Here is a 13,272-nt window from a genome sequence, read left to right as displayed (position 1 = left end):
GATTTATTATTATTTAGATATAATTTTTGAATTGTATGTTTTTTGTATGGGTTATTATTTCGGAATTGGTAATCGGCTAAATTATATTGCAATAGCACGAACTTGATGAAATGGAATCATAAAATTTTATGTTTCATGTGTTTTATTAAGTAGAGAAATAATTAACTCAAACTTTAAATTAACAAGATTATGAAAAAAATTATGTATTTAATTTTAGCAATGTTTACGGTTTTTATGAGCTGTGATAATGACGATGTGGACATTCCGCCTACGCCAACAGCACCAACAAATCTTTCTGTAACAACAGTCGTAAGTGGTGACGGTTCAGGAGAAGTCACCTTTAATGCATCTGCCGATGATGCCCGGTTTTATCATTTTGATTTTGGTGATGGAACCAAAGGTTTGTCAAAGACAGGAAGTATAAGTAAAAAGTACGAAATGGTAGGTGATAATACCTATACCGTAAAAGTTACTGCAGGCTCTGGAAGTGCTCAAACTACCTCAGAGACCTTTGATGTCTCAGTAACACTTTCATTTACCGACCCAGAAACGGTTTCTTTTCTAACTAACGATTCTTCAAAAACTTGGTTTTTAGCAGCTTCACAACCTGGGCATTTAGGACTTGGTCCGGCTAGAGAAGGTATTGATGGTGATTGGTGGTATCCAAAATGGTATTCTGCTTCAGCATTTGAGAAATGTGGCTCTGAAGATTCTGATTGTCTTTGTGATGATGAACTTACTTTTTCTGTTGAAGAGAACGGTACTATGTCCTATACTTTGGACAATAAGGGGCAAACATATTTTAATGTTGGTCACAAGGCAGTCGTAGGTGGTGCAGAAGTTATTGATTTTTGTTACGAGTTCGATACTTCTGGGGCTAAGGCGGTAGCTCTTTCACAAGTAACTGGAAATGTACCTGAGGATCAAACTACTGGTATTCAATTGAATTTTTCTGATGGAGGATTTATGGGGTATTACGTAGGGTCATCTACCTATGAAATACTTTTTATTAGTGATACACAATTATATGTTAGAACATATGATACGGAGAATGCGGATTTAGCTTGGTATCATAAATTTACATCTGCTGCCGCGGTTGACGGTGGTGAAGAAAGTTTGGAGACCATTTATACTAATTTGGTATGGTCTGATGAATTTGATGTAGATGGTGCACCTAATCCTGCAAATTGGACGTATGACCTTGGATCAGGTGGCTGGGGTAACGGTGAAGCTCAAGAATATACAGATAGCTCGGATAATGTAATTGTGGAAGATGGCGTTCTTAAGATTACGGCACGTAGTTCAGGTGCTGTGGGTGGAGCAGTTCATTATTACGATGATGTGACCTTGGTAGCATCTGGCGGCGAAACGGCTAGTGTAGAAGATTTTGAAGGTGATGCACCGGCATTTACAGATTTTGGAGGTGTTTCAACTGCAGTTATCGATAATCCAGATGCATCTGGTTTAAATACCTCAAGTACAGTCGGAGAATCTACCAAAAATAGTGGAGCTGAGGTTTGGGGCGGATCTTTCTTTGATATTACTTCGCCATTAGATTTAGCAACATATTCTAGTATGGAGATTAAGACTTGGTCACCTGTAATAGGTGCGGTGGTTCGCTTGAAAATTGAAAATCAGGCAAATGCAGATGAGTTTTTTGAAGTAGATGCCAATACAACTGTTGCTGAGTCTTGGGAAACGCTAACCTTTGATCTTAGCTCGGCTCCTGCATTTAATTATGATAGAGTAGTGTTGTTCTTTGATTTCGGAGTAAGTCCTTCGGGTGATGCAGCTTATACTTCTGCTAGAATTAAATCTGAAAATTTATTTGAATTCACATATGGTAGAGTAGAGATTAGAGCAAAACTTCCTTCAGCTGGGGGTACTTGGCCTGCTCTTTGGGCATTAGGTGCCAATTTTGATGAAGTAGGATGGCCTGCAACGGGTGAAATAGATATTATGGAGCATGTAGGTAACAACAGCAATACTATTAGTAGTGCGTTACATTATCCTGGTAATTTTGGTGGTAATGCAGTTGTAGGTAGTACTCCTGTAGAAACCGCAACGTCAGAATTTCATAACTATACGGTTGAATGGACTCCAGATAGTATTAAGTTCGTAGTTGATGGGGAGCTTGTCCATAATAGTTTAGTCAATAGTGCAACTACACCTTTTAATAGTGATTTCTTTCTAATTATGAATATTGCAATGGGTGGCACACTAGGTGGAGCTATTGATGCTGAATTTACTCAAGATACTATGGAGGTTGATTATGTAAGGGTTTACCAATAGAATTAATTTAATAAAAGGGGAAGCCGTCAAATTCATTTTTGACGGCTTTTTTTGCTTGTGATTTATAATGCTATTAGTAAAACGATTTGTTGAATTTGATTTAAAAGTGCGGTAAAAGAGTTTTCAAGTTAATCCAGCATAGAAACTTGATAATATCCATGTTTTGTATGGTTATACATTATATAACCTTTGCATAATAAAATTGCAAATAATTTAAAGAATGAAAAATAATAAGGTTTACCCTACCATATGGCAAACAATGCCGTTCTCACTTGATGTGCTGGATATATGGAAAAGAAGAAGAAAGTCAAAATCAAGATTGACGAAGTAATTATAGATTACTTTATTTTTTTAAAATAAAAAAGCCCCTTTTTAAAGGGGCTTTTTGTTAAAGTATTTTTTTAACAATAGGGTATGGTTTTAAAGGGTTAGACAATCCCGATTAGGGCTAAAAAGGCTCCTACTGCAACAACTGCTAAAAAAGCATTCATTGCAATAATGAGGATGGATAGATAAGTTTCTACCCCTGTTTTAAATGATAAATTGTTCATAACATTACCTACTTTAAAGTTACACTACTAAAGTTAGTTGAATTAAGCAACATTTATGTACTTAAAGTGGTAAAAACTTACAAAATCGATGTAAAACCTTACTTTTTTGTGGTATGGGATTGTGAAAAAGCGCATTTCATCTATTAAAATTACATTTAATCGATATGTAGTTTGTTTGGATTGTTCAAAAGCAAACTACCAACTTGTAAGTTTAGTTATGATATACCTATTTAATTATTCCCAACCAATCTGCTATTCCTGCTAATGGCACTGCTAAAAGTATAATGACTAAGCATGTAATCATTAATTTAAGAAATCCGTTGAGTATTTTAACCCCTGAAGTTAGTTCTTGTTCCATAATCATAGTTCTATTGTTCTGTACTCAATATAGGTATATCTGCCTTAAAGTACTGTGGAATAGGACTGTAAAATCGATTAACGTATCATATTATCAGTGCAAAGTATGAAATGAGAGGCTTCGAGAGCTCAAATTAATATTTTAGATTATAAAATAATAGCGCTAAGATAATTGAAGAATCATCAATTTTTTATAGGAAAAACTGACTTTAATTCATCTACGATTCTTTTTGTAGCTCCAGCTTTTTCTTGAATGTAATTGGCATTGATTTGTCCTATTTTCAACCGATACTCATTATTTTTAGAATAAGTATTTACAAGATTATTAAATTGACTTGAATCTTTTATAGAATTTACACCGCCCAGTTGAACTAATTCTTCCGCCTCTGCGAAACCATTGAAATTTGGGCCTATAATTACGGGTATGCCAAAAATAGCAGGTTCTAAGGTATTGTGTAAACCAGTAACAAAACCACCACCAACATATGCTAGATCGGCATAGCTGTAGATTTTGGTTAATATTCCAATAGTGTCAATTATAAGGACTTCATAGTCTTCAATCGCAATGTTTTCTAATTCGGAAAAACGAGCCACAGGTTTTTTTATAGCTTCAATTATTTCCTCAATATGTTTGTTTTTTATAGTATGTGGTGCAATAACAAATTTGATGGGTAGCGAAGTGTTATTTATATATTCTACTATCAACTTCTCATCTTCTGGCCATGTGCTTCCTAATACAAAACAAAATTGATTTTGTTTGAAATGCACCATAAATTCCAGTGAATTATTGCGGTCTAAAATTTCAGTGACCCTATCAAATCGGGTATCTCCTGCTACAGTTACATTTTTGAAATCAATTGAATTTAATAACTCTTTGGACTTTTCATTTTGAACAAAGAAATGTGAGAAATTGGTTAATGCTTTTCTCATAAAACTTCCATACCATTTAAAGAAATTTTGGTTGTTTTTAAAAAGGGCAGAAATTAAAAATGTTGGTGTATTTACGCTGTTTAATGCAGCTAAATAATTTGGCCAAATTTCATATTTAATAAATATTGCTAAATCAGGGTGTGCCGCTTCTAGAAATTTGTGGACATTTTTTTTAGTGTCCAGAGGTAAATAACAAATGACATCAGCAACTTTACTATTTTTTTTCACTTCATATCCTGATGGGGAAAAGAAAGTAAGTAAGAATTTATGATTTGGGTATAGAAGTTTCAGTTTTTCCATAACCGGTAGTCCTTGCTCATATTCACCTAAAGACGCTGCATGTATCCATATAACCTTATCGGTTTTTGAAATGGTATCTTTAATAAGATTGAATGTTTCTTTTCTTCCATTTACAAACAATGAAAGTTTAGGGTTTACCAATGCCAGCACCTTTAGAATTGCAGACGCACTAATGACAATAAGATTATAAAGAAAGTACAAACTGATGCTTTTGGGCTAAATTACGTTTCTTTCCATAAAATTAGTGTCGCCTGTTTCGTATTTTTGTATCACTTCACGTAATTTCAAGAGATGAAAAAGATACAAATGGTAGACCTTGGCGGTCAATACCAAGAAATAAAAGATCAGGTAAATACTTCTATTACTCAAATATTAGAAACTTCGGCATTTATAAATGGTCCAGAGGTTCATGCATTTCAAAAGGAATTAGAGGAATATCTTCAGGTTAAACATGTAATTCCGTGTGCAAATGGTACTGATGCCCTTCAGATAGCTATGATGGGGCTAGGTCTTAAACCTGGTGACGAGGTTATTACAGCAGATTTTACTTTTGCCGCTACTGTTGAGGTAATTGCATTGTTACAATTAACCCCTGTTCTAGTAGATGTATATCCAGACACTTTCAATATTGATATAGAAGCCATAGAAAAAGCAATAACGCCAAAAACGAAGGCAATAGTGCCTGTACATCTTTTTGGCCAATGTGCTAATATGGATGCTATACTTGATTTGGCTAAAAAGCATGATTTGTTTGTAATTGAGGATAATGCACAAGCAATTGGCGCTAAATATCTTTCAAAAGACGGTACAAAGCATATGGCAGGTAGTATGGGGCATGTTGGTGCTACATCATTTTTTCCTTCTAAAAATTTAGGTTGTTATGGCGACGGTGGTGCAATTTTTACAAATGATGATGAACTGGCGCATACATTACGTGGTATTGTAAATCATGGTATGTATGAACGCTACCATCATGATGTGGTAGGAGTAAACTCAAGACTAGACTCTATACAAGCAGCGGTGCTACGAGCTAAACTGCCAAAATTAGATGGTTATTGTGAGGCTAGAAGAAATGCTGCACGTGCCTACTCAAAAGCATTTGAGGGACAAGAACATATTATTACTCCGGTTACTGTAAATAATTGTGAAGGTATTTGTGATGTTTGTGATTGCCATGTTTTTCATCAGTATACTTTAAGAATTACAAATGGAAAAAGAGATGAATTAGGGCAATTTTTAGCTAAAAATGAAGTTCCATTTGGCGTATACTATCCAATTCCGCTACACAAGCAAAAAGCTTACCTAGATGAAAGATATAACGAAGAAGATTTTCCGATAACTAATCAGTTAGTGAAAGAGGTTATTTCTTTACCGATGCATACCGAACTTGATGAAGAACAGATTAACTACATTACTCAGTTGATTATCGGTTTTGTTAATGAATAGTTGTAACGTTTTTTAACTTTGATAATCTTCAAAAAATATAGTAAATGAAAGTATTAGTAACTGGTGGATTAGGATTTATAGGGTCGCACACCGTAGTGGAGCTTCAAAACAAAGGTTTTGATGTTGTCATTATAGATGATTGTTCAAATTCTGATGAAAATGTACTTGATGGTATACAAGCGATTACCGGAAAGAAGCCACTTTATGAGAAGCTAGATTTAAAAGAAAAACATAAGGTTGAGGACTTTTTTCAAAGGCACCAAGACGTTGAAGGTGTTATTCACTTTGCTGCTTCAAAAGCTGTGGGTGAAAGTGTAGAGAAACCATTATTGTACTATGAAAATAACATTGGTACTTTAGTATATATTTTGAAAGAACTTTGTAATAAAAATAAAGCGAGTTTTATCTTTAGTTCTTCTTGTACAGTATATGGTCAGGCAGATAAAATGCCAATTACAGAAGATGCGCCTGTAAAGGTTGCCGAATCTCCATATGGTAATACCAAGCAAATGGGCGAAGAGATTATCTCAGATACCTGTAAAGTTACACCTAGTTTAAATGCTATAGCATTGCGCTATTTCAACCCAATGGGAGCTCATCCTAGTGGACAAATAGGGGAGTTGCCAAAAGGTGTTCCGCAGAATTTGGTTCCATTCATTACACAAACGGGTATTGGACTTAGACAAGAGTTATCTGTATTTGGGGATGACTATCCTACGCCAGATGGTACATGTATTAGAGACTATATTTATGTTGTGGATCTAGCAAAAGCCCATGTTGTTGCTTTAGAACGTTTATTGAACGGTAAAAATGAAGCTAACTATGAGGTTTTCAATGTAGGTACGGGAACTGGAAGTTCTGTTTTGGAAGCAATACAAAGTTTTGAGAAAGTTTCTGGTAGAAAATTGAATTATAAAATTGTAGATAGAAGACCTGGGGATATTACGTCAGCTTATGCAGATACTACAAAAGCAAACAAGGTATTGGGCTGGAAAGCGGAGTATACATTAGAAGAAGCTATGAATTATGCATGGATCTGGGAGCAGAAAATACGTGACTGATTTTTTACGGTTTAACAATATTAATAAGGGGAAATATAGCTATATTTCCCCTTATTTAATTTAAAGACCACCTCTTATGAAAAATTCTTTGCTAGTTTTATTCTTACTAATTTTCACAATAACATCTGCCCAAGACACCTACCTTCAATGCGGTAAAATTGTGGATGTTGAATCAGGTAAAATATTGTCTGAGAAGACCATCGTCATTTCAGGAAATAAAATAAAGGAAATTAAGAATGGTTATGTGGTTGGTAGTGCCGCTGATGAAGTGGTAGATTTAAAATCTAAGACAGTCTTACCTGGATTTATAGATATGCATGTTCATATTGAAAGTGAGTCTAGCCCATCTAGATATTTAGAAGCTTTCACCAAAAACGAAGCTGATGTAGCATTTCAATCTACTATTTACGCAGAAAGAACATTAATGGCTGGTTTTACCACGGTACGTGATTTAGGTGGGTCAGGAGTTAATATTGCACTTAAGAATGCCATTAACAAAGGTACAATTGTAGGTCCTCGCATTTTTACCGCAGGTAAAGCTCTTGCTTCTACTGGTGGTCATGCCGATCCAACTAATGGAAGAAGTAATGAGTTAATGGGTGATCCAGGTCCAAAAGAAGGTGTTGTTAATTCTCCTGAAGATGGTAGAAAAGCTGTTCGTCAACGTTACAAAGAAGGTGCAGATGTTATTAAAATAACTGCTACTGGTGGAGTATTAAGTGTTGCAAAAAGTGGTCAAAACCCTCAGTTTACTATTGAGGAAATAAAGGCGATTACAGAAACTGCTAATGATTACGGTATGCTTACTGCCGCACACGCACATGGCGACGAAGGTATGCAAAGAGCCATTTTAGGTGGAATTAAAACAATAGAGCATGGAACATTGATGTCTGAGGAAACTATGGACTTAATGATAAAACACAATACCTATATGGTGCCAACAATATCTGCAGGTCAAGAAGCGGCGAGATTGGCAAAAATTCCTAATTATTTACCACCCGTAGTTGCTAAAAAGGCATTGGAAATTGGACCAAAATTGAATGCAACTTTTGCCAAGGCTTATAAAAAAGGTGTAAGTATGGCTTTCGGTACAGATTCAGGTGTATCGCCTCATGGAGATAACGCAAAAGAGTTCGTTTACATGCATAAAGCCGGTATGCCAATAATTGAAACGTTACGTTCGGCAACTATTACCAATGCAATGCTTTTAGGCGAAAATGAGCTAGGTCAAATTAAAGAAGGTTATATAGCTGATATTGTAGCTGTAAATGAGAATCCTCTAAACAATGTAGAAACACTTACAGATGTAATTTTTGTAATGAAAGAAGGGGTTGTTTACAAGCAATAGCTAAGTTGATAATTACTTTTTTGTTTAATAGTTAGAATTGGTGCATGAATTTAAATGTTGATACTAGTGAGCAATTAATGCAAGTGGCATTAGATGATTTACTTTTTGATAAATTGATGCTCCAAATAGAAAAGGATTTTGTCCTTGCCAATATCCCTTTGGGAATATCTAATGAACTAAACGCAACCCAGTTAATAGTACTTATTAAAGAGAAAGTATACTACTTAATGATGGAGCATTTTGCAGAATACCTTAATCTTATGTATATCATTGATATTCCTGAAAAAGAATTCGAAAATATAGAGGTTACAGATACCGTAGATGTCTCTGGCCAGGTTACTTTCTTAATTCTTAAAAGAGAATATAAAAAGGTATGGTATCGAAATAAATATAAGTAATGCTGAATTTTATAATTACACTTTCACGTAAAACCCTTTTTTATCCATTATGTAGCCAACAAACCAGCAGGTTAGCATAATCCATAAGGCAAATAGTAACGATCCAACATAATCACCTGCCACGGCAATAAAAACATTGTTTGCAATCCAATTATATAAAGTGGTTCCTTTCATTGAAATTTTAGCTAGACTAATAATGAATAGTTCAGATAATAAATAAATGAATAAAGTGTTTCTGCCAAACACTTCAAAAAAGTACGTCCATTTTCCAGGTTTAGACATATCTAATAAATAAATCAAAATGGCAATTACAAATATGTCAATTCCACTTGTAAGTAATACAAACGAGCTAGTCCAAAGTTTTTTATTAAAAGGTAGCGTTAAATCCCAAGCAAATCCTGCAATAATTAAAAGTCCGGCAATCATTATAAGTTTGGCAATTGTTTCAAAATTTTGCCCGTTTTTCTGAATGAATTTACCAGTAAAATAACCAGCAATAACATTTACAATGGCAGGTAAAGTGCTTAGTAGGCCTTCTGGGTCAAAAGCAATACCTCCATTGCCATGGTACATGTGGTCAGCGCCAATAAGTAATTTGTCAAGTTTTAAAACTGCATTCTCGGTTAAGGTTAAGTCTCCAAATGCAAGTAATATTATATGATAGCCAACTAATGCCAATGCACTGAAAATTAAAACACTTCGTGTTTTGAAATAATGAAGAAGAATAGAAGCTAATAAATAACAAAGGGCGATGCGTTGTAATACGCCAAAAATTCTAGTTTCTGCAATAGGTTTTAGACCACCATCTTCAAAGAAAGGAAACCAATACATCAAGAAGCCTAATAAGAAAATAATAGAGAAACGTTTAAATATTTTTTTTAAGAAAGCACCGCTTCCCATGGCTTCGTACTTCTTCATACTAAAACTCATGGCATTACCAACTACAAACAAAAATGTAGGGAATACTAAATCGGTGAGCGTAAATCCGTTCCAAACGGCATGATTTAAAATTCCAAAACTGGTGTCGCCATTGCCTGGTGAATTTACAATTATCATGAGAGCAACATCCATGCCTCTAAAGACATCTAATGATAGATATCTATTTTTTAATTTATTCATGTTGGTTGGTTTGGTCTATATGAAAGGTAATGAATTTTAAAAGTATACACGTACAAATGGCATAAGCGCATTTCCATAAATGCTTTTGTTGTCATCATAAAGTAAATCGTATCGTAGACCAACAGTTACATTTCTGGTGCTATAACCTGCACCAACAAAAAATGCAGGTAACCAATAATTATCCTCTATATCAATAGTTTGGGTGGCGATGGTTCTGTTTATACGTAATTGTTCGAATTCTGCAGACATTTGAATTTGAGGGATAGGATTGTAGAGTGAAAGTATACTGCCTCCATATGCTAAGAATTTATCTTCGTCAAACTTTGCATAATTAAAACTCAAACTAGCTCCTGTAGCAAATTGCTCATTAAATTGATAGATGGCGCTCGGAGAAATAGACCCATTGAACCCATTATTTGTGAATCCCAATCCAATACTTCCACCAAATCTTACGTTATTCCAAAAATCAACACCATTATTGGATGATTGAGCTAGTAATAAAGTGACATTACATAGTACTAGCCCTGTGAAAATTAATTTTTTTAAGCACATATGGTGATTTTGTTTTAAAGTTTCATTTTTTTCAATAATACATGGCATTCTATCGTTAGATATTGTAAATGTTGTATTTTTGTTAGAAATTTATTCTAAAGATACAGAAAGTAATTCATGGATAAATATTCCTTTTTGAATACCGCTCATACCTCTTTTTTTTCAGAGTTATACGATAAGTATTTAGTAAACCCGGATAGTGTAGAGCCAAGTTGGAGAGCCTTTTTTCAAGGATTCGACTTTGGGATGGAAAGTTCGTTAGAAGAACTTGAGATTGATGAGAATCGAACTACAGTATTAGTAAACGGCAATAAAAGTGAAATGCCAGAATCTCTACAGAAGGAGTTTCAGGTAATTCGATTAATTGACGGTTACAGAAGTAGGGGGCACTTATTTACGAAAACAAATCCGGTACGTGAGCGAAGACATTATGAGCCTACATTAGAAATTGAAAATTTCGGATTAACATCTTCTGATTTAGAAACGGTGTTTAATGCTGGTGACATAATTGGTATAGGTCCAAATTCCTTAAAAGAGATTGTTAGACATTTGCGCAGTATCTATTGTGATGCTATTGGTGTTGAATATATGTTTATTCGAAAGCCAGAGCGTGTAAAATGGATACAAGATTGGATAAATGTTAATGATAATCATCCTAATTTTGAATCTGATCGTAAAAAACATATTCTCAAGAAGTTAAATCATGCGATTTCATTTGAATCTTTTCTGCATACTAAATATGTAGGTCAAAAGAGATTCTCTCTTGAAGGTAATGAATCGTTGATACCTGCTTTAGATGTAATTGTTGAACGCGCAGCGGAAATGGGCGTACAGCAATTTGTTATGGGTATGGCACACCGTGGTAGGTTAAATGTACTGACCAATATCTTTGGTAAGTCTGCAAAAGATATTTTTAGCGAGTTTGATGGTAAGGATTATGAACAAGAGATTTTTGACGGTGACGTTAAATATCACTTGGGTTGGACATCCGATAGAAAATCAGATAACGGAAATAAAATAAAGATGAATATTGCACCCAACCCTTCTCATTTAGAGACTGTTGGTGCAGTGGTTGAGGGTATAGCTAGAGCAAAGCAAGATGCTCATTATGGTGATGATTTTTCAAAAGTGCTACCTATTGTAGTGCATGGTGATGCTGCTATTGCTGGTCAAGGACTTATATATGAGTTAGTTCAAATGGCCGGGTTAGATGGCTATAAGACTGGTGGTACTATACATATAGTGGTAAATAACCAAATTGGTTTTACGACAAACTATTTAGATGCAAGAACATCTACCTATTGTACCGATGTTGCTAAGGTAACATTGTGCCCTGTTTTACATGTTAATGCTGATGATGCCGAAGCTGTGGTACATGCCTCACTTTTTGCTTTAGAGTACAGAATGCGATTTGCTAGTGATGTATTTATAGATTTGTTGGGTTATAGAAAATATGGTCATAACGAAGGTGATGAACCAAGATTTACACAGCCAAAATTATATAAAGCGATTGCAAAACATAAAAATCCTAGAGATATTTATGCTGAAAGGCTTATAGAAGAGGGTGTAATTGATGATACATATGTAGCTCAATTAGAAAAACAATACAAGGATTCTTTAGAGGAGAAATTAGAAGACTCACGTAAAGAAGATAAAACCATAATTACACCGTTCATGGCAGATGAATGGAAAGGTTTTGAAAATGTTCGTGAATGGGAAATGATGGAAGCTGTAGATACCACATTCTCTAAAACGAAACTGAATAAAATCGCTGAAGTAATTACAGCTTTACCAAAGGGTAAAAAGTTCTTGCGTAAGGTTGAGAAACTGGTAAAAGACCGCTACAACATGTATTTTGAAGCGGATAATCTTGACTGGGCAATGGGAGAGCTTTTGGCTTATGGTACGTTGTTAGAAGAAGGTTTTGCGGTTCGTATGTCTGGACAAGATGTAGAGCGTGGTACTTTTTCTCACCGTCATGCGGTTATGAAAGTAGAAGAAAGTGAAGAAGAGCTTATTTTGTTAAATCAGTTATCTGAAAAACAAGCTAAATTTCAAATTTATAATTCACTTTTATCAGAATATGGTGTTGTTGGTTTTGATTATGGTTACGCTATGGCTAGCCCTAATACGCTAACAATTTGGGAAGCACAATTTGGTGATTTCAGCAATGGAGCGCAAATTATGATTGACCAATATATTTCTGCAGCGGAAGATAAATGGAAACTTCAAAATGGTTTGGTAATGTTGTTGCCGCATGGTTATGAAGGTCAAGGTGCCGAGCACTCTTCTGCAAGAATGGAGCGTTACTTACAAATGTGTGCAAAAGATAATATGTATATAGCCGATGTGACCACACCTGCACAAATGTTTCATATTCTTCGTAGACAAATGAAGGCTAATTTTAGAAAGCCGTTAATTATATTTACTCCTAAAAGTTTATTGAGACATCCAAAAGCTGTATCTAAAATTGCAGATTTAACTAATGGTGGTTTCAAGGAAGTAATAGACGATGATTCTGCTGATGCTAAAAAAATAAAAAGTTTAGTTTTCTGTACAGGTAAATTCTATTATGATCTTTTAGCTGTAAAAGAAGAGAATAAACGTGACGATGTAGCTTTAGTTAGAGTGGAGCAGTTATTTCCATTACCAGAAAAAGCTATGAAAGAAGCTATAGCTAAATATAAAAATGCAGGTGACATTGTTTGGGCACAAGAAGAGCCTAGAAATATGGGAGCATGGAGTCATTTATTAATGCATTTTAGTGAAGCCCAAAAATTCAGGGTAGCATCAAGACGTTTTTATGCAGCTCCTGCGGCTGGTAGTTCGGTTAGATCTAAGGCGCGTCATCAGCAAGTTATAGATTACGTATTTGACAAAACAAAGGACAATATGTCCAAACCTAAAAAATAAAATAA

Annotated in this window: 11 protein-coding genes; 6 read left to right on the top strand and 5 right to left on the bottom strand. The window is 34.8% G+C overall.

Annotation, left to right across the window (positions count from 1 at the left end; translation table 11 throughout):
* Positions 1 to 189 precede the first annotated feature (189 nt).
* Positions 190 to 2,292 (top strand): family 16 glycosylhydrolase, encoded by a 2,103-nt coding sequence (locus P178_RS23345; RefSeq protein WP_051638164.1) that lies wholly within the window; start codon positions 190 to 192, stop codon positions 2,290 to 2,292.
* A gap of 428 nt (positions 2,293 to 2,720) precedes the next feature.
* On the opposite strand, the gene P178_RS23630 is transcribed toward P178_RS23345, so the two are convergent.
* From P178_RS23630 to P178_RS0104065, 3 genes are all read right to left on the bottom strand, one after another.
* A complete protein-coding gene (locus P178_RS23630; RefSeq protein ID WP_262493277.1) occupies positions 2,721 to 2,843 on the bottom strand; it encodes a hypothetical protein in 123 nt (40 codons plus the stop codon).
* 226 nt (positions 2,844 to 3,069) lie between these two features.
* On the bottom strand, positions 3,070 to 3,201 hold the full coding sequence (locus P178_RS23625) for a hypothetical protein (RefSeq protein WP_262493276.1): 132 nt from the start codon (positions 3,199 to 3,201) through the stop codon (positions 3,070 to 3,072).
* 182 nt (positions 3,202 to 3,383) lie between these two features.
* The gene (locus P178_RS0104065) at positions 3,384 to 4,580 is read right to left on the bottom strand and encodes a 3-deoxy-D-manno-octulosonic acid transferase (RefSeq protein WP_316930007.1); all 1,197 of its coding nucleotides are present in this window, start codon (positions 4,578 to 4,580) and stop codon (positions 3,384 to 3,386) included.
* Positions 4,581 to 4,721: 141 nt separating this feature from the next.
* Here P178_RS0104065 and P178_RS0104060 point away from each other — a divergent pair, with 141 nt between their 5' ends.
* The 4 genes from P178_RS0104060 (at position 4,722) to P178_RS0104045 (ending at position 8,683) form a co-directional block, all read left to right on the top strand.
* Complete coding sequence (locus P178_RS0104060) at positions 4,722 to 5,876, top strand: DegT/DnrJ/EryC1/StrS family aminotransferase (protein WP_027065018.1); 1,155 nt, start codon at positions 4,722 to 4,724, stop codon at positions 5,874 to 5,876.
* 44 nt (positions 5,877 to 5,920) lie between these two features.
* Positions 5,921 to 6,937, top strand: a complete 1,017-nt coding sequence (gene galE / locus P178_RS0104055) for a UDP-glucose 4-epimerase GalE (RefSeq protein ID WP_027065017.1) — start codon at positions 5,921 to 5,923, stop codon at positions 6,935 to 6,937.
* A gap of 76 nt (positions 6,938 to 7,013) precedes the next feature.
* The gene (locus tag P178_RS0104050) at positions 7,014 to 8,285 is read left to right on the top strand and encodes a metal-dependent hydrolase family protein (RefSeq protein WP_027065016.1); all 1,272 of its coding nucleotides are present in this window, start codon (positions 7,014 to 7,016) and stop codon (positions 8,283 to 8,285) included.
* A 44-nt stretch (positions 8,286 to 8,329) separates the two neighbouring features.
* Positions 8,330 to 8,683 carry a hypothetical protein gene (locus P178_RS0104045; protein WP_027065015.1) on the top strand — a complete coding sequence of 118 codons (354 nt, stop codon included), beginning with the start codon at positions 8,330 to 8,332 and terminating at the stop codon, positions 8,681 to 8,683.
* 15 nt (positions 8,684 to 8,698) lie between these two features.
* On the opposite strand, the gene P178_RS0104040 is transcribed toward P178_RS0104045, so the two are convergent.
* Both P178_RS0104040 and P178_RS0104035 read right to left on the bottom strand, forming a co-directional pair.
* On the bottom strand, positions 8,699 to 9,802 hold the full coding sequence (locus P178_RS0104040; protein ID WP_027065014.1) for an acyltransferase family protein: 1,104 nt from the start codon (positions 9,800 to 9,802) through the stop codon (positions 8,699 to 8,701).
* Positions 9,803 to 9,838: 36 nt separating this feature from the next.
* Positions 9,839 to 10,354, bottom strand: coding sequence for an alpha-ketoglutarate decarboxylase (locus tag P178_RS0104035; protein ID WP_027065013.1), 516 nt, complete (start codon positions 10,352 to 10,354; stop codon positions 9,839 to 9,841).
* A 117-nt stretch (positions 10,355 to 10,471) separates the two neighbouring features.
* Here P178_RS0104035 and P178_RS0104030 point away from each other — a divergent pair, with 117 nt between their 5' ends.
* Positions 10,472 to 13,267, top strand: coding sequence for a 2-oxoglutarate dehydrogenase E1 component (locus P178_RS0104030; RefSeq protein WP_027065012.1), 2,796 nt, complete (start codon positions 10,472 to 10,474; stop codon positions 13,265 to 13,267).
* Positions 13,268 to 13,272 lie beyond the last annotated feature (5 nt).

The organism is Maribacter sp. Hel_I_7 (assembly GCF_000688315.1).
GTDB classification, from domain to species: Bacteria; Bacteroidota; Bacteroidia; order Flavobacteriales; family Flavobacteriaceae; genus Maribacter; species Maribacter stanieri.
Note: the sequence above shows the minus strand (reverse complement) of the source record. Positions and strands in the feature narration are given on the sequence as shown.